Raw genomic sequence first — 18,034 nt, 5'->3', positions numbered from 1 at the left:
GAAGGAAATGGCCTACACCGCAGATGTCAATCAATGGCGCGGGCCCACTGAAGAGCCTTATCGCCCACGTATGCATATTCACCCCGGCATGGTGATCGCGACCATTCTTGGCTTCGTGTTCTGGTGGCCGGTTGGTCTTGCCTTCCTGTTTTTCACACTGAGGAGAACGAGCATGGGTTGCTGGAGTCATCAGGATCGTTGGCAGAATAAAATGGAGCGGATGCAGTACAAGATGGAGCGCATGCGTGGCCACATGGAGCGCCGCGGCTTCGGCTTCGGTGGGTTCGGCCCGCCCTCGAGCGGCAACCGCGCCTTCGACGAATACCGCGTCGAGACGCTGAAGCGCCTCGAGGAGGAGCAGACCGAATTCAAGGATTTCCTCGATCGGCTGCGTCACGCCAAGGACAAGGAACAGTTCGACCAGTTCATGGCGCAACACCGCCCCCGGCCTGCCGCCCAGTCGGATGGCCAGCCGCAGGGCTAAGCCGGACGCGTGACCGAGCGTTGAATGAAGGTCCAAGCCTCAGGCTAATGCCCCCATCAGTCTGACGGCCCCATGGCCGCCCGTTTGCGAAAGCAGACGGGCGGCTTTGTTTTGGGCGCCTCGAGCCATCAACCCGGGAAATGCCTGTTTATGGGCTTCGCCGTCGTTTTGCCACAGGGCAAAAATCCGCCGTGGTAACTCCGCCTTAACCATGATTAGCGTCTGGTTAGCGAGTTACGGACGCGCTGACAGCCCTCGTTTTGACATGTTGGCAGGGGATGCAGGCCTCGGCTTTGGACGGGCCTCCCATGCGACACAATAAGGGTTTTCGCGCTGGCGCTTGGCCAGTGCGCCTGACGCGCGGCCGGGGAACCGGTGGCTGCTGGCCTCCGGGGATTTTGGGACGTTGAGAGGATACCGATCATGAATCCGGCCGACGTGGCTCAGTCAGCCTTGCCGATCGCGTCGAGCGACGTGTCGTTGATTGCCCTATTTCTGCAGGCCGCCTTGATCGTCAAGGTGGTGATGCTGGGGCTGCTGGCCTGCTCGGTCTGGGTGTGGGCGATCTCGATCGACAAGATCATCCTCTATTCGCGCACCAAGCGGGCGATGGATCGCTTCGAGCAGGCATTCTGGTCCGGCCAGTCGATCGAGGAACTCTACCGCGCGCTGTCGGCCAAACCGACGCAGTCGATGGCGGCCTGTTTCGTCGCGGCGATGCGCGAATGGAAGCGGTCGTTCGAAAGCCAGGCGCGGTCCTTTGCCGGCCTTCAGATGCGGATCGACAAGGTGATGAACGTCTCGATCTCCCGCGAGATCGAGCGGCTGGAACGCCGGCTGCTGGTGCTGGCCACGGTCGGCTCGGCCGGCCCCTTTGTCGGCCTGTTCGGCACGGTCTGGGGCATTATGTCGAGCTTCCAGTCGATCGCCGCCTCGAAGAACACCTCGCTGGCGGTGGTGGCGCCGGGCATCGCGGAGGCGCTGTTTGCCACCGCAATCGGCCTTATCGCGGCCATTCCAGCGACTATTTTCTACAATAAGTTCACATCCGAGGTGAACCGGCAGGCCCAGCGGTTGGAGGGGTTCGCCGACGAATTTTCAGCGATCCTGTCGCGCCAGATCGACGAGCGGGCGTGAGGAGCGGTATATTATTGTGAGCGCATGGTGAGCACCAGATCATGGCGATGAACATGCAAGGTTCGGCCGGCGGTAGCGGCCGCCGCGGTCGCCGTCGCGCCAATGTGATGGCGGAGATCAACGTCACCCCGATGGTGGACGTCATGCTGGTGCTGCTGATCATCTTCATGGTGTCGGCGCCGCTGTTGACGGTGGGCGTGCCGCTCGATTTGCCGCAGACCCAGGCCAAGAGCCTCGAACAGGACAAGACGCCGCTGCAGCTTTCGGTCGACGTCAAGGGAAAGGTATTCATCAACGATACCGAAGTCGCGATGGCCGACCTGATCCCGAAGCTGAAGGCGATTACCGATGCCCGCGGCGGCATGGACGAGCGCATCTTCATGCGGGCGGACAAGAAGGCGGATTACGGCACGGTGGCCAAGGTGATGGGCCAATTGTCGGGCGCAGGCTTCAAGCGGCTGGCGCTGGTCACCGAAGTGGAGCAGGGGAACTAACGGGTGAAGGTGAAGGTCGACAAGACACTGGTTGCGTCTGTGGCCCTGCACGTCCTCGTGATCGGCTGGGGGCTGGTGTCGTTCTCGTCCAAAGCCTTCGAATCCATGCCGGAAGAATCCTTGCCGGTTGACGTCATTTCCGCCGACCAGCTTGCCCATGTCACCGCCGGCATGAAAACCGGCAAGAAGGAAAATCCGAAGCCGCTGGCGGAAAAGGTCGCCGAAGCCAGGCCGGTCGATGACGCGGTCGGCAAGATCAGCGAAAAGCCGCCGGTGGTGACCGACGCCTCGCCGCCGCCGACCCCCAAGGTCGAGGAAAAGCCGGTCGAGAAAAAACCGGATCCGCCAAAACCGGTCGCGGAAGCCAAGCCAAAGGAAGAGCCGAAGCCGATCGAGAAGAAGCCCGATCCGCCCAAGGTCGACCCGATCGCGGAAGCCCTGAAGAAGGAAGAGAAGAAACCGCCGCCGAAGCCGGTTGCCCAGGCAGCGCCCCCGCAACCGCCGAAGCCGAAGACGGAACGATCCTTCGATCAGACCAAGATCGCAGCGCTGCTCGACAAGCGCGACCCGACCCGGCAGGCGATCGCCGGCGACACGCTGAATTCCAACGCTGCGCTCGGCCTCTCCCATGGCAAGGCCGCGGATAACTCGGCGACCTGGGGCACGATGTTCCAGTCCCAGGTCGAACGCTGCTGGAAGAAGCCCTTTGGCGGTATCGAGAGCCAAAATCCCGAGATCGTTTTCGATATCCGGCTGAAGCGCGACGGCACGCTGGAAGGCGCACCGATTCCGGAAGGAACGCCGGCCACGCCGTACCTGCGGGTCTATCAGGAGAGTGCGCTGCGCGCGATCATCGAATGCCAGCCGTATAATCTGCCCGCGGCCTATTTCGACGAATGGAAATATTTTGCACCGGTGTTCACCGACCATAAGACTTGAGCAAAAAACTTGAGAATGGCCGCCCGTCGGCGACCGCAAACGTGAAATGAAGCGCCTATAAAAATGACCCAAAAAGATGGATTGCGTGAGATACCGTTCCGCCCGAGCCGCCGGCAGATCGTTTCCGGAATAGCCTCGCTCGGCGTGCTGACAGGCGGCGGCGTGCGGCATGCTTTCGGCCAGGCTCCGAAGCGCGTCCCCATCCCCGAGGGCGATTTCGTTGCGCTACCGATCGCGATCCCGAATTTCGTGGCGGGAACGCCGGCGGATGCCGAGGTCGGCGCTGGCGTGACGCAAGTCATCACCAACAATCTCAAGCGCAGCGGGCTGTTCAACCCGATCGATCCGGCCGCCTATATCGAACACATCACCAACATCGACACCGCGCCGCAATTCGCCAACTGGAAGACCATCAACGCGCAGGCGCTGGTGACCGGCCGCATGACCCGCCAGCCCGACGGCCGGCTGAAAGCGGAATTCCGGCTCTGGGACGTCGCCACCGGCCAGCAATTGACCGGCCAGCAATATTTCACCTCGCCGGAATATTGGCGGCGGATCGCCCACATCATTTCCGATCAGATCTATGAGCGGCTGACCGGCGAGAAGGGTTATTTCGACAGCCGCGTGGTGTTCGTCGACGAAAGCGGGCCCGCCCTGCGGCGGGTCAAGCGGCTCGCCTTGATGGATCAGGACGGCGCCAATGTCCGCTATTTGACCAAGGGCTCCGATCTCGTGCTGACGCCGCGGTTCTCGCCGTCGACCCAGGAGATCACCTACATGGAATTCGGCCAGGGCGACCCGCGGGTCTACCTGCTCAACATCGAGACCGGGCAGCGCGAGATCGTCGGCAATTTCCCGGGCATGTCGTTCTCGCCGCGGTTCTCGCCCGATGGCCAGCGCATCGTCATGAGCCTGCAGCAGGGCGGCAATTCGAATCTGTTCGTGATGGATTTGCGTTCGAAATCTACCACGCGGCTGACCGACACGCCGGCGATCGATACCTCGCCGTCCTACGCGCCGGACGGATCGCGGCTGTGCTTCGAATCCGATCGCGGCGGCAAGCCGCAGATCTACGTGATGCCGGCAGCCGGCGGGCCGGCGCAGCGTATCTCGTTCGGCGACGGCAGCTATTCGACCCCGGTGTGGTCGCCGCGTGGCGACTACATCGCCTTCACCAAACAAGGCGGCGGCCAGTTTTCGATCGGCATCATCAAGCCGGACGGCTCGGGCGAACGGATTCTGACCTCCAGTTTCCACAACGAAGGCCCGACCTTTGCGCCGAACGGCCGAGTCCTGATGTTCTTCCGAGATCCTGGCGGCAATGACGGCGCGTCGCTGTTCACGGTGGATATTTCCGGACGCTTCGAGCAGCGCGTCCCGACCCCGGGTTTCGCGTCCGATCCGGCCTGGTCGCCGCTGTTGTCCTGACCGGAAAGGCCCACAAGCTGCGCCGGTAGCGGGCCACGCCCCGGCAAAGCTTGCCTAGCTTGCTGATTTAGCACGCATATTTTCGTTTGCCGGGATAAAAAGCAATATCTCGGTAACGATATTCCCTCAGAAAGACTTCATCTGCCGCAGGTAAAAGTGCGCGCTGAGAAGGACGCGCGTCTGAACATGCAGCTTGCCAGTCAGCGGGAAGTACCGGTCGAGGAGATATCGCCGCTGATTCGCGCGGCGTTGGTCGATTCGCTGTTCGAAACAGCCGCGACGCTGCTCGCGGGCATCGTGTTCGCCGTCTTTGCAGCGACCATGACTGCGCTGAAGACCGGAGAATATCCGATCTGGGCGTGTGTCGGGCTTCTCATCGCGACCGGCGCTGTCCGGATGGTCGACTTGCACCGATACCATGCGCGCACGTCGGCCCTGACCGGCGATGAAGCAGAGCATCGGAAGAAGCGCTTTCAGATCCGCGCGATGATCCAGCCCGCGGCGATCGGCATATGGTGCGCGACCACTCTTTTGAGCACCGATGACGCTGTGGCCCATATGATTTGCCTGTCCGTCACCACCGGGCTGGCGGCGGGAGGGGCGGGCAGGGCCTACGGCAAGCAGTGGATATTTCAGCTACAGGTGGTGCTTTGCTTCGGTCCGACTGTCGTCGCGCTGGCGTTACATGGCACGCTCTATTACGCGGGAATGGCGGTCGTGTGCACCGCGTTTGTTTTGGCGCTCACGCATATCTCGGCCAATCTACACAAGATATTCATGCAGGCGCTCGTGGCGCGTGAGCGCGAGGCGGCGCTGGCCGGCCAGTTCGACACCGCTTTGAACAATATGCCGCACGGACTGTGCATGTTCGCCGCCGACGGACGCCTCGCGGTGATGAACCATCGCTTCGCCGAGATGATGGAACTGTCCGAGGATCTCGTGCAGCATGGTGCGAATGCGGCTGCCATCATTGCGGCTTGCGTCGGCGCCGGATCGGTCTCGGCGGTGAGCGGCAAGATGATTCTCGCCGAGATCGAGGATACGCAGACCAAGGATATGATCACGACCGATCCCGACGTGATACGCGCCCGGTCGCTGTCCTGGGCGTTCCAGCCGATGGCCGATGGCGGCACCGTCGTGCTGGTGGAGGACATCACCGAGCGGCGCAACGCGGAAGAGCGGATCAGCCATCTGGCGCGCTACGACGAACTGACGGCGCTTCCCAACCGGGTCAATTTCCGCGACGAGATCGGGCGCCTGCTGGCGCTGCAGGATGACGCCGAATCGTGCTCGGCGCTGCTGTTTGTCGACCTCGATCAGTTCAAGCAGGTCAACGACACGTTGGGTCATCCCTGTGGCGACCAATTGCTGTGCGCGGTGGCCGATCGCTTGCGCGAAATGCTGCGCCCGGAGGACTTCGTCGCGCGGTTCGGCGGCGACGAATTTGTGGTGTTTCAGCAGAATATCAAATCGAATGACGACGCCGCCGGTCTTGCCCGGCGCATCGTCGATCATCTGAGCGAGCGCTACAAGATCGACAATCACCTGGTCGAGATCGGCGCCAGCGTCGGCATCGCGATGACGTCGCCGGGCGTCAGCGCGGACACGTTGCTCAAGAACGCCGATATGGCGCTCTACCGCGCCAAGGCGGATGGCCGTGGCACCTTCTGTTTCTTCCGCGAGGAGATGGCGCTGACCGTCGAGTCGCGCCGCATTCTCGAACTGGACCTGCGCAAGGCGCTGGCCAACGAGGAATTCGAGCTGTTCTACCAGCCGCTGGTCAATCTGAAATCCGGCCGGATCTCGACCTGCGAAGCGCTGCTGCGCTGGAATCATCCGCTGCGCGGCACGGTCTCCCCGATCGACATCATCCCGGTCGCCGAGGACATGGGCCTGATCGTCGATCTCGGACGCTGGATCCTGCGCAAGGCCTGCATGGAGTGCATGAAATGGCCGGAAGCCGTCAGCGTCGCGGTCAATTTCTCGCCGCATCAATTCCATCAGCGGGACGTGCTGAGCGAGGTTCGCTATGCGCTCGAAGTCTCCGGCATGCCCGCGAACCGTCTCGAAATCGAAATCACCGAATCCTCGCTGCTGCGCAACACGCAGTTGACCCATGACGTGCTGTCGCAGTTGCGGGCGATCGGCGTGCGGATCTCGCTGGACGATTTCGGCACCGGCTATTCGAGCCTGAGCTATCTGCACAATTTCCCATTGCAGAAAGTGAAGATCGATCGCTCCTTCCTGGAGGGCATCGACACCGACCGCCCCTTGACGCTGTTGCGCGGCGTGGCGCGGCTCTCCGCCGATCTCGGTATGTCGGTCGTGGTCGAAGGCATCGAGACCAACGAGCAACTCGAATTGATCAGCGCCGACGGCACGGTGAGCGAGGGGCAGGGCTATCTGTTCAGCCGGCCGGTCCCGGCGACAAGGCTGCGTCAGTTGCTGAATGTTTCGCACGGCCGCCGCTCCGTCGACGAACCGACGCTCGTGGTCTCCTCGCGCTCCATCGCCTGAATATTCTCCGTCACCGCATGTTCGTGGAACATTGCTCTCGTTCGCGGCCGTTAAATTGCGCGCGATCTGATTAACGTTACCACCGCGATTCCTTTGCCTCTTCGTTAAGAAGCTGTTAACATTTTCGCTGCGCGCGAAAGTTGTATGGGCGCCGTGAGGAGTATTAAATGGGTTCCGTAGCCGAAGCGCGCAATTCGCTCTTTGTGCGAGATCTAGGGCTCTCTGATCGCGTTGTTTACCGACCCATCGAGACGCGCGAGGAAAAGGATCAGCTTTATTTGATGCGTTACAGGGCCTATCGGCGCAACGAACTAATCCCGGCGTCAGAGGCTGAGCGCTACGGCGATCATTATGACGATGCGCCCAACGCCTTGACGTTCGGGGTCCATATTGATGGAGAACTCTGTAGTTCCATCCGCCTTCACCTTTTGACGTCGGAACAACGGATGTCTTATACGGCCGAATTGTTCAGCGATGTTCTGCACCCGCGCCTCGATCAAGGCGAGACTTTCATCGATCCGGCTCGCTTTGTTGCTGACCCGGAAAAAGCCCGGCGGTTTCCCGAACTTCCCTACCTGACGCTGCGGCTGGCCTATATGGCATGCGAGCATTTCAACGTTGATACCGGGCTTGCGCTGGTTCGCGCCGGGCACCAGAGGTTTTATCGTCAGGTCTTTCTGTACGAGACCATCGCCGAACCGCGCCAGTTTCCGAATGCTCTCGTCGAAGTGGGATTGATGGCGTCCGATTTCCGCGCCCGGCACGACCAGGTCCTGGCCCGCTTTCCCATTATGCGCTCGAGCGCTTTTGAGCGACGGAAGCTGTTCCTGCGCCGGGGCGAGCGCCAATCATCGCCGCGCGGGGTGGTCACCTCGTTCGATCGCGCCTCGACTGTTCCGGGCACCTGATCAGGCCGGATTTCAAACCGAATTGCCGCCTTCTCGGGCTGTTGCCACCCTTTGCGGCTTGCTGCCGACGGACGCGGCTGTGCCCCGCGTCGCCTCCGGGCCGGACATTGGTGGCCAAATAGGTGATTCCGGCCGGTTCCCCGCTTGCCTTCACCCTCGCGCCACATTTACAACTGATTAACTATCACGGTCGCTTTTCGCCGTTAGGGGGCATTTGATCGGCTCTGGCAACACCCCGTCAAGGTTGACGGAACGTTCGCTTAACCATCGCCCTGTAGACCGGATGACAGTTGGAAAACGTGAGCGTTGGAGGCTCCCGAATGAGACATCAGATGCGTATCCTCCAGGGATTGAAACTGGCTGCGGTGCTCGCGGTGGCGCTGTCGATGGGCGCCTGCGCCAATAAGAACCCGCTCGGTATGGATGCGAATGCGAGCGCGGCCACGCCGGGCAGCCAGCAGGACTTCGTGGTCAATGTTGGCGACCGCGTGTTCTTCGAGAGCGATCAGACCGATCTCTCGCCGCAGGCGATTGCGACCCTGGAAAAGCAGGTGCAGTGGCTGCAGACCTATAACCGCTACGCCTTCACGATCGAAGGCCATGCGGACGAACGCGGCACCCGTGAATACAACATCGCGCTCGGCGCGCGGCGTGCGCAGTCGGTTCGCTCCTTCTTCGCGTCGCGCGGTATCGATGCGAGCCGGATGCGGACGATCTCCTACGGCAAGGAACGCCCCGTAGCGGTCTGCAACGACATCTCGTGCTGGTCGCAAAATCGCCGCGCCGTCACCGTCCTGAACGCCAGCTCTTAAACGTTCGCGGCTTTACGAAATTACCTCGCCGGCGCCCCTCGTGGCGCCGGTTTTGTTTGTAACAAAGCGGTGTCCGAAGCCGTTTGTATCAGTCACATTTTTGGCGTACTCCGTGCCTCAATGTGGTTTGGTTTCCAGTACTTGTCGATGTCACGCCGCTTTCGCAGCCGGGCCAAAATGTCATCCAGATTTCACAGAATTAGCCATGCCACGGTGCTCGCCGCGATGCTCTCGCTTGGGTCGCCGATGTTGTTTTCGCAAGCAGCGTTGGCGCAATCCGACGATGGCGATCCGGAGATGCGAATCCAGCAGCTCGAGAACCAGCTACGGCAACTCACCGGCCAGAACGAGGAACTGCAACACCAGAACCAGGTGCTGCAGGACCGCTTGAGGACGCTTCAGGGCGGCGCGCAGCCCGCCCCCGGCGGTCCGCCCCCGGTCGCGCAGCCTGGCATGGCCGCACTTCCCCCGCCGCAACCGAACCCGGGCTATCGGCAGCCGCAGCCGGGCTACGAGCCGCAGCCGCAGGCCGCCGCTCCGGCGCCGATCTATCAGGAGGAAGCGCCCGCATCCGGGCGGCGTCGCGGCGACGCGTTCGATCCCAACCAGAATCCCAACGCGCCCGGCGCGCCGCGCGCGCTCGGTGGCGGTCAGCAACCGGTGGCCAACGATGGACCGGTTGGCGCTCCCGGCGGGCGCGCCGCGGGCGAACCGCTCAATCTCGGCTATCCCGGCGCCGGTAACACCGGCGGTGGCGGGCTCGCTACGCTGCCGCCATCGGCGACGCCGCGCGACGAGTTCGACCTCGGCATCGGCTACATGGAGCGCAAGGACTATGCGCTCGCGGAGCAGACCATGCGCAACTTCGCGCAGAAATATCCGAGCGATCCTTTGGTTGCGGATTCGCAATATTGGCTGGGCGAGAGTTTCTTCCAGCGTCAGCAATACCGCGACGCCGCCGAAGCCTTTCTCGCGGTGACCACCAAATTCGACAAATCGGCCAAGGCGCCCGACGCCTTGCTGCGGCTCGGCCAATCGCTGGCGGCGCTGAAAGAGAAGGAAGCCGCTTGTGCTGCCTTCGGCGAGGTGACGCGGAAATATCCCCGCGCCTCGGGCGGCGTCAAATCGGCTGTCGATCGCGAGCAAAAGCGGGTCAAGTGCTAGGAGCATGATCCGGAAAAGTGCAAACCGGTTTTCCGAAAAGATCATGCTCAAACAATAGAGCCTGTCGCGTGCGCCGCGGCGGCGTGCGCGATGCCTGACGACGCCGGTCACACAAGGCTGGGCCTGGATCGCATCTCGGCCTAAAAGGCTGGATAGCGCTTTGACCGGCGAGGCCATGCCCGACGACGAAAACTCCGCGATCTCGGCTGCCGATGCGAAACAGCTTTTCGCGGAATGGAAGGCTGTGCCCGCGCTCGTGCTCGCGGTTTCCGGAGGGCCCGATTCGGTCGCGCTGATGTGGCTCGCGGCACGCTGGCGCCGCTCGCTGCCGCGCGGTCCGCGCCTCGTCGCGGTCACCGTCGATCATGGCTTGCGAGTGGAATCCGCGCGCGAAGCCAATGACGTCAAGCGGCTGGCGCGCAGCCTTGATCTCGCGCATCACACCCTGCGCTGGAGCGGCGCCAAGCCGAAAACCGGGCTGCCGGCGGCAGCAAGGGCCGCGCGGTACCGCCTGCTGGCAAAGGCCGCACGCGACCACGGCGCGAGCCATATCCTGACCGCGCATACCCGTGACGATCAGGCCGAAACGCTGTTGATGCGGATGCTGCGCGGCAGCGGCATCGCGGGTCTCGCGGCGATGGTCAGGCAGACCCCGCGGGAGGGCGTGATGCTGGCGCGGCCGTTGCTGAATATTTCAAAGTCGCAGCTCGTCGCGACCCTCAAGAAGGCAAAGATCGACTTTGCCGACGATCCGACCAATCGCGACATCCATTTCACCCGGCCAAGACTGCGTGCGCTGATGCCCGCACTTGCCGCCGAAGGCGGCGACGCCCGAAATCTGGCGCGGCTGGCGTCGCGGCTGGCGCGCGCCAATGCGGCCGTCGAAGTGCTGGCCGATGGCGCCGAGCGCTATCTCGCCTTGAGGGATCGCGACGCCTCAGACGCCGGACAGTACCGCGATATCTCCAATTTGGAGTTTTCCAACGCCCCGATGAACGTCAGGGTGTTCGACTTCGAGGCCTTTGCCGCCATGCCTGAGGAGATCCAGGTTCGGCTGTTGCAGCGTGCGATCGATCGTTTCGGCCATGAGGGCCCGGCGGAACTCGGCAAGGTCGAAGCGCTGGTGTCTGCACTGGCGCAAGCGGGTGCGAAAAAGCGCGGGGCAGCGCGGCCAAAACTAAAACAGACCCTTGCCGGCGCCCTGATCAGCCTGGTTGACGGCCGAATCCGGGTCGAACCGGCGCCGCCGCGCCGTCAGCGCAACAGGGCTTCGCAGGATTGAGCGAGACCGGGCGGCACAGGGTCCTGCGGCGGATTTGGCCTTGAATTTGTAACCTTGGGTGGCATTCCACCGTCCCAGGCGGCCCGAGACCTTAACCACCCTCGAAAACACCGATTTATGCGCCATTATTTGAACGGGAATCGCGCTAGGATGCGTTAAATAGTCCTGTGTGGTTCCCTTGGCAGCGACCGGGGCGGCACCTAGATTGTAGAGAGTCGCGCGGGAGCTTCCGTTGTGGCTCCCAGAGATGCTGCCGAGGATATCGACAAGGATATCGACAAGGCTAAACGGCCGCGATCCGCGCGACCACGAAGGAAGATCGATGAACGCCAATCTGCGCAACTTCGCCCTCTGGGTTATTATTGTTCTGCTGCTGTTGGCGTTGTTCACGCTGTTCCAGAATCCTGGTCAGCGCACCTCCTCGCAGGACATCTCCTTCTCGCAGCTATTGACGGAAGTCGACGCCAGCCACGTTCGCGACGTCGTGATCCAGGGGCCGGAAATTCACGGCACCTTCACCAACGGCTCGAGCTTCCAGACCTACGCGCCGAGTGACCCGAGCCTGGTGAAGCGCCTCTATGACGGCAAGGTCTCGATCACTGCAAAGCCGCCGGGCGACAACGTGCCGTGGTTCGTCTCGCTGCTGGTCTCCTGGCTGCCGTTCATCGCGCTGATCGGCGTGTGGATTTTCCTGTCGCGGCAGATGCAGGGCGGCGCCGGCAAGGCGATGGGCTTCGGCAAGTCGCGCGCCAAGATGCTGACCGAGGCGCATGGCCGCGTGACCTTCGAGGATGTCGCGGGTGTCGACGAGGCCAAGCAGGATTTGCAGGAAATCGTCGAATTCCTGCGCGACCCCGGAAAATTCCAGCGCCTCGGCGGACGCATTCCGCGCGGCGTGCTGCTGGTCGGACCTCCCGGCACCGGCAAGACGCTGATCGCGCGTGCGGTGGCGGGCGAAGCCAATGTGCCGTTCTTCACGATCTCGGGTTCTGACTTCGTCGAAATGTTCGTCGGCGTTGGTGCTTCCCGGGTCCGCGACATGTTCGAGCAGGCCAAGAAGAACGCGCCGTGCATCATCTTCATCGACGAAATCGACGCGGTCGGCCGTCATCGCGGCGCCGGCCTCGGCGGCGGCAATGACGAGCGCGAACAGACGCTGAACCAGTTGCTGGTCGAGATGGACGGCTTTGAAGCCAATGAGGGCGTGATCCTGATTGCGGCCACCAACCGGCCTGACGTGCTGGATCCGGCGCTGCTGCGTCCGGGCCGGTTCGACCGCCAGGTGGTGGTGCCGAATCCGGATGTCGTCGGCCGCGAACAGATCCTCAAGGTTCACGTCCGCAAGGTGCCGCTGGCGCCGGATATCAACCTCAAGACCATCGCGCGCGGCACCCCCGGTTTCTCGGGCGCCGACCTGATGAACCTCGTCAACGAGGCGGCGCTGACCGCGGCGCGACGCAACAAGCGCATGGTGACCCAGTCCGAGTTCGAAGAGGCCAAGGACAAGGTGATGATGGGCGCCGAGCGCAAGTCGCTCGTCATGACCGAAGAAGAGAAGATGCTGACCGCCTATCACGAGGGCGGCCACGCCATCGTCGGTCTCAACGTCGTCGCCACCGATCCGATCCACAAGGCAACCATCATCCCGCGCGGCCGTGCGCTCGGCATGGTGATGCAGCTGCCGGAGCGCGACAAGCTGTCGATGTCGCTGGAGCAGATGACCTCGCGCCTGGCCATCATGATGGGCGGCCGCGTTGCCGAAGAGCTGATCTTCGGCCGCGAAAAGGTCACCTCGGGCGCTTCGTCCGATATCGAACAGGCGACCCGGCTGGCCCGCATGATGGTGACGCGCTGGGGCCTTTCGGAGGCGCTCGGCACGGTGTCGTATGGTGAGAACCAGGACGAGGTTTTCCTGGGGATGTCGGTGTCTCGGACCCAGAATGCCTCGGAAGCCACGGTTCAGAAGATCGACACCGAGATCCGGCGCTTTGTCGAAGAGGGCTACAACGAAGCCACGCGAATCCTGACCGAGAAGCGCGCCGACCTCGAAGCGCTGGCAAAGGGTCTGCTCGAGTTCGAGACCTTGTCCGGCGATGAGATCGCCGATCTGCTCAAGGGCAAGAAGCCGAACCGCGAATCGGTGCTGGAGCCCTCGACCCCGCGCACGTCGGCGGTGCCGCCGGCCGGCAAGCCGCGCCCGCGACCGGATTCGGATCCCGGCCTGGAGCCACAGCCGCAGGCGTAACGCTGTTCGAATATGGCCGGCGCTTCCGGCAAACCCGTTGTGGAAAAGCTCGGCATCAAGCCGGGCTTTTTCATTTTTACGGCAGGCGCGCCCGGAGCCTATGAGGACATCGTCGGCAAATTGCCCGCCGGTGTCACGATCGCGGCTGTGCTGAAAGCGCCGCTGGATATGGTGCATGTGTTCGCGATGCAGGCCAGCGGGCTTGCGGCGCATCTGCGATCAGCCCGCGACGCGATCGCGCCGGACGGGATGGTCTGGGTGTCGTGGCCCAAGAAGTCGTCCGGCATTGCCACCGACCTGAGCGATGTCGTGGTTCGGCAGACCGCGCTTCCGCTTGGCCTGGTCGATATCAAGGTCTGCGCCATCGACGACACCTGGTCCGGATTGAAATTCGTGATCCCGACCGGGCTGCGGACGAAACCCAAACGCACAAAATGAACTCGGCCGGCTGTCCCGCTGTCCGGTGACCACCAGTGGATTCCGGTTGGCGTCGTTGTCGGTGTCATGGCATGGTTTCGTCGTACCGGGAGCGTGGACATAACCGCGCCCCGGAATGACCGGGGAGGGCGTGTCGATGCGTTTCGTCACGGGTATTGGCGTCATGGACATTGGCGCCATCGGCGCGCTCGCGTGTCTGGCCTGGCCCGCGGCATCCAACGCGGTCGAGATGCGCGGCGTTACCCCCACCGAAATCAGAATAGGCCAGACCATGCCGTATAGCGGCCCGGTGTCGGCGTTCGGCGCGCTCGGCAAGGGCGAGGCCGGCTATTTCAAGATGCTCAACGCGCGCGGCGGCATCAACGGCCGCAAGGTCGATCTGATCTCGCTGGACGACGGCTACGCGCCGCCCAAAACCGTGGAGCAGACGCGGCGGCTGGTGGAGAGCGACGAGGTCGCGCTGATCTTTTCCTCGATCGGCACCGCCCACAACACCGCGATCGCAAAATATCTGCAAGCCAACAACATCCCGCAATTGTTCCTGGCTTCCGGCGCCTCGAAATTCGCCGACATCGCGCAGTTCCCGCAGGCTACCGTCGGCGTGCAGGCGCCGTTCCGCTACGAGGCCCGGCTCTACGCGCGCTATGCGCTGGCGAAAAATCCGAACGCCAAATTCGCCGTCATCTCGCAGAACGACGATTTCGGCCGCGACTATCTCGCAGGCCTGAAGGACGTGCTCGGTGAAAAATATGAGTTCATCGTCACGGCATCGACTTATGAAGTCACCGATCCCACCATCGACTCGCAGATCGTCAAGCTGAAGGCGTCCGGCGCCGATGTATTCGTGATTGCCGCCACGCCGAAATTCGCGGCGCAGGCGATCCGAAAAGCCTTCGAGGTCGGCTGGCGGCCGATGACGTTCCTGTCGAACACGGCGGTATGGATTTCGACCGTGATGATCCCGGCGGGCGTCGAGGCCGGTACCGGCATCATCTCGACCGCCTATGTCAAGGACCCCGACGATCCCGCCTGGAAGGACGATGCCGGGGTCAAGGCGTGGCGGGAATTCATGAGCCAATATGTGCCCGAGGCCGACCAGCACGACACCAATTACGTCAACGCCTACAACAGCGCGATGGCGCTGGAAGCGGTGCTGAAGGCCTGCGGCGACGATCTGTCGACCGAGAACATCCTCAAGCACGCCTACGCGATCCACGATCTGGAACTGCCGATGCTGCTGCCGGGGATCAAGATCAACACCAGCCCGACCGATCACATCCCGGTGGACCAGATGCAGCTGATGCGCTTCAACGGTCAGAACTGGCAGCGTTTCGGCGAGTTGCAGACCGGGAACTAAGTCATGCCGGGCGCGCGCGTCGTGGCGCGATCCCGGAATTAGTTTGAACTTTTGGCGCGGGACTTGCTTCGAAAAACGAGCACGTTGCCGTCCTTGAACGCAGGAGCTGTCGATGTCAGGCCATTCGAATGCGCCGCCATCCCTCGCGATCCCCGGTGCCGACCCGCGGCTCTATAACCACGATCTGGCGCCGGTCGCGCCGGAGGGGCGGACCTGGGGCGTCTTCAGCATCTTCGCGATGTGGATGTCGGACGTGCATTCGGTCGGCGGCTATACCTTCGCGGCCAGCCTGTTCTTTCTGGGGCTGACGGGCTGGGAGGTGCTGCTGGCGATGATCGTGGGCATCACCGCGGTCTACTTCCTGATGAACTTGATCGGGCGTCCGTCGCTGAAATACGGCACGCCGTTCCCGGTGGTGGCGCGGATGTCGTTCGGCGTCATGGGCGCCAATATCGCGGCGGGCCTGCGCGGCATCGTCGGCATCGTCTGGTACGGCGTCCAGACCTATTTTGCCTCCAAGGCCGTGCAGGCGCTGGTGTTGGCGTTTTATCCCGCGGCCGAGACGTTCACCCACAGCAGTTTCCTCGGCCTGTCCGCGCTCGGCTGGTTCAGCTTCCTGTTCATGTGGGTGTTTCAGCTTTTGATTTTCCTCAACGGCATGGAGACGATCCGCAAGTTCATCGATTTCTGCGGGCCGGTCGTCTACGTCGTGATGTTCGCGCTGGCGATCTGGATTCTGACGCAGACCGGCACGTCCAGTCTTTCGCTGCAACTCAGTCCGCGGGCGGAGGGATCGGCGATCGGTCACATGGCGAGTGCGGCGATGCTGATCGTGGCCTATTTCGCGGCGCTATTGCTTAATTTTGGCGACTTCTCCCGCTTCGCGCGCGACGAGAAGGCCATGAAGGTCGGCAATCTCCTTGGGCTGCCGCTCAATTTCATCGTGTTCGCGATCATCACGGTGATCGTCACCGCGGGCACGGTAAAGGTGTTCGGCGAGGCGATCATGGATCCGGTTGCGATCGTCGAGCGGATAGGCAATCCCTGGGTGGTGGCGATCGGCTCCATCACCTTCATCGTCGCCACCATGGGCATCAACATCGTCGCCAATTTCGTCTCGCCGGCCTACGACATTTCCAATTTGTATCCGGAGAAGATCGATTTCCGCCTCGGCGGCCTGATCACGTCGATCCTCTCGGTACTGGTATGCCCGTGGATCTTCGTCTCGAGCCCGCAGGCCATCACCATTTTCGTCAGCATCTTCGGCGCCGCGCTGGGCCCGATGTTCGGCATCATGGTGGCCGATTATTATCTGGTGAAGCGACAGCAGGTCGTGCTGGAAGACCTCTACACGATGTCGCCCGATGGCTCCCTGCATTACGACGGCGGCTGGAACCGGACCGCGCTGGTTGCGCTCGCGATATCAGGCGTGATTTCCATCGGCCTGTCGCTCTGCGGCGGCTATGGCGTGATCCCGAACATCGGCGATTGGGGCTGGCTGATCGGGTCGTCGCTGGGTGCGGTGCTGTACACCGCGCTGACGCGCCGCGAAGCGCCGGCGCTGTCGCCGCCCGGCAGGGTCGTGGCGTGACGATCCGTCATTCAGCGCTGTAGGGTGGGCAAAGCCACCGGGTCGCGCGAACGCGCGCCCGATGACAGGCTCCGCGTGCCCACCATTGAACGCAACGAGATGCGATGGTGGGCACGGCGCAAGCGCGCCTTTGCCCACCCTACGAGCTGCGAACCTATTTAGCCGAGCGTGCCGACCTCGGCTTCCACCAGCGACCAGCATTTGGTGCCGAGTTTTTCCTTCCAGGCGGCATAGACTTTCGGGAGCCGGGCGCGGAAGGGGGCCTGATCGACCTCGTTGAACAGCAGCCCGCGCTTGGTAAAATCGTCGCGCAGGCTGGCGTTGAAGGCGCCCTGTTGCAGGCGTTGCAGGCGGACATATTTGGCGTAATTGCGCTCGATCACATCCTTGATGTCGGGGGGCAGCGAGGTCCACAGCGCGAGGTTGGCCATCGCATTGAAGCCGGACCACATGTGGTTGGTCAGGCTGACATACTTCACCAGTTCGTAAAGCTTGAACCCCTCGAGGATCGACAGCGGGTTTTCCTGTGAATCGACCTTGCCGGTTTTCAGCGCGTCGTAAATCTGGTTGGCCGACGTGGTCACCGGCTCGGCGCCGAATGCCGCGAATGTATCGATCATCATCTGTCCCGGTGGCACCCTGATTTTGATGCCGGCGAAATCGTCGGGTGTTGCGATCGCGCGCGGGATCGAGGCGACCTGCCGCATGCCGTTGTCGAAGCCGCCGACCGGAAACAGGTACATGCCCTTGGCCGCCATCTCCTCGCCGATGTATTTTCCGAGCGGGCCGTCGATCGCTTGATGGGCTTGCGCCGCCGATTTGAAGGCGAACGGCAATTGCTGTGCTTCGGCCACCGGCACCACCGTGCCGATGATGCCGCCCATCAATGTGAAGAACTGAATCTCGCCTGACATCAGCATTTTCAGCGCGACGGGATCGCCGCCCGGCAGTTTGTTGTTTTCGGCAAAGACATTGGTCTCGACCCGGCCATTGGTCTCGGTGCGCACAGCCTCCCACATCGCGGTCAGGTTCTTGTGCAGCGGACCGGTGGCGGCCTGGTTGTGATATTGCGAGAATTGATATTCGGCGGCGCGCGTCGGCTTGACGAAGAGGGCTGATCCCGCCGCGGCGGCCGCGCCGGTCAACAGCGTGCGTCTTGTCAGCGTGCGTCTTGTCACCAGGCGGCGTGTCGCCGACGGATTTGTGCCGATCCTGGCCATCATGTTCTCCTGGCCGCG

General features: G+C 62.6%; 15 protein-coding genes. 14 read left to right on the top strand and 1 reads right to left on the bottom strand.

Annotation, left to right across the window (positions count from 1 at the left end; genetic code table 11):
- The first annotated feature begins 7 nt into the window (after window positions 1-7).
- The 14 genes from GSQ88_RS10870 (at window position 8) to GSQ88_RS10805 (ending at window position 16,796) form a co-directional block, all read left to right on the top strand.
- Window positions 8-484: a DUF2852 domain-containing protein gene (locus tag GSQ88_RS10870; RefSeq protein WP_174247978.1), complete on the top strand. Its 477-nt coding sequence runs from the start codon at window positions 8-10 to the stop codon at window positions 482-484.
- A 423-nt stretch (window positions 485-907) separates the two neighbouring features.
- Complete coding sequence (gene tolQ / locus GSQ88_RS10865; protein ID WP_159007743.1) at window positions 908-1,621, top strand: protein TolQ; 714 nt, start codon at window positions 908-910, stop codon at window positions 1,619-1,621.
- 41 nt (window positions 1,622-1,662) lie between these two features.
- Window positions 1,663-2,115 carry a protein TolR gene (gene tolR, locus GSQ88_RS10860; protein ID WP_159007742.1) on the top strand — a complete coding sequence of 151 codons (453 nt, stop codon included), beginning with the start codon at window positions 1,663-1,665 and terminating at the stop codon, window positions 2,113-2,115.
- A gap of 9 nt (window positions 2,116-2,124) precedes the next feature.
- Window positions 2,125-3,054, top strand: coding sequence for a cell envelope integrity protein TolA (gene tolA, locus GSQ88_RS10855; protein ID WP_159007910.1), 930 nt, complete (start codon window positions 2,125-2,127; stop codon window positions 3,052-3,054).
- Between the two features lie 63 nt (window positions 3,055-3,117).
- Window positions 3,118-4,482 (top strand): Tol-Pal system beta propeller repeat protein TolB, encoded by a 1,365-nt coding sequence (gene tolB, locus GSQ88_RS10850; protein ID WP_159007741.1) that lies wholly within the window; start codon window positions 3,118-3,120, stop codon window positions 4,480-4,482.
- A gap of 186 nt (window positions 4,483-4,668) precedes the next feature.
- Window positions 4,669-6,999, top strand: coding sequence for a putative bifunctional diguanylate cyclase/phosphodiesterase (locus GSQ88_RS10845; RefSeq protein WP_159007740.1), 2,331 nt, complete (start codon window positions 4,669-4,671; stop codon window positions 6,997-6,999).
- Window positions 7,000-7,166: 167 nt separating this feature from the next.
- Entirely contained in the window at window positions 7,167-7,907 is a 741-nt protein-coding gene (locus GSQ88_RS10840) for an N-acyl amino acid synthase FeeM domain-containing protein (RefSeq protein ID WP_159007739.1), read from the top strand.
- A 320-nt stretch (window positions 7,908-8,227) separates the two neighbouring features.
- Window positions 8,228-8,719, top strand: a complete 492-nt coding sequence (gene pal, locus GSQ88_RS10835; protein WP_159007738.1) for a peptidoglycan-associated lipoprotein Pal — start codon at window positions 8,228-8,230, stop codon at window positions 8,717-8,719.
- A gap of 177 nt (window positions 8,720-8,896) precedes the next feature.
- The gene (gene ybgF / locus GSQ88_RS10830; protein ID WP_174247977.1) at window positions 8,897-9,883 is read left to right on the top strand and encodes a tol-pal system protein YbgF; all 987 of its coding nucleotides are present in this window, start codon (window positions 8,897-8,899) and stop codon (window positions 9,881-9,883) included.
- Window positions 9,884-10,058: 175 nt separating this feature from the next.
- Window positions 10,059-11,165, top strand: a complete 1,107-nt coding sequence (gene tilS / locus GSQ88_RS10825) for a tRNA lysidine(34) synthetase TilS (protein WP_159007736.1) — start codon at window positions 10,059-10,061, stop codon at window positions 11,163-11,165.
- Window positions 11,166-11,487: 322 nt separating this feature from the next.
- Window positions 11,488-13,410 (top strand): ATP-dependent zinc metalloprotease FtsH, encoded by a 1,923-nt coding sequence (gene ftsH / locus GSQ88_RS10820; RefSeq protein WP_159007735.1) that lies wholly within the window; start codon window positions 11,488-11,490, stop codon window positions 13,408-13,410.
- Between the two features lie 12 nt (window positions 13,411-13,422).
- Window positions 13,423-13,848, top strand: a complete 426-nt coding sequence (locus GSQ88_RS10815) for a DUF3052 domain-containing protein (protein ID WP_159007734.1) — start codon at window positions 13,423-13,425, stop codon at window positions 13,846-13,848.
- 136 nt (window positions 13,849-13,984) lie between these two features.
- Window positions 13,985-15,205, top strand: a complete 1,221-nt coding sequence (locus tag GSQ88_RS10810; RefSeq protein ID WP_159007733.1) for an ABC transporter substrate-binding protein — start codon at window positions 13,985-13,987, stop codon at window positions 15,203-15,205.
- A gap of 112 nt (window positions 15,206-15,317) precedes the next feature.
- Window positions 15,318-16,796 carry an NCS1 family nucleobase:cation symporter-1 gene (locus GSQ88_RS10805; protein ID WP_159007732.1) on the top strand — a complete coding sequence of 493 codons (1,479 nt, stop codon included), beginning with the start codon at window positions 15,318-15,320 and terminating at the stop codon, window positions 16,794-16,796.
- 158 nt (window positions 16,797-16,954) lie between these two features.
- Here the strand turns inward: GSQ88_RS10805 and GSQ88_RS10800 are convergent, their stop codons facing one another.
- Window positions 16,955-18,016, bottom strand: coding sequence for a TRAP transporter substrate-binding protein (locus GSQ88_RS10800; RefSeq protein ID WP_210253784.1), 1,062 nt, complete (start codon window positions 18,014-18,016; stop codon window positions 16,955-16,957).
- Window positions 18,017-18,034 lie beyond the last annotated feature (18 nt).

The sequence above is a fragment of the Bradyrhizobium sp. S69 genome (assembly GCF_009766005.1).
GTDB lineage: Bacteria > Pseudomonadota > Alphaproteobacteria > Rhizobiales > Xanthobacteraceae > Bradyrhizobium.
The sequence above is the reverse complement of the archived record's forward strand: the minus strand, read 5'-3'. Positions and strand labels throughout refer to the sequence as shown.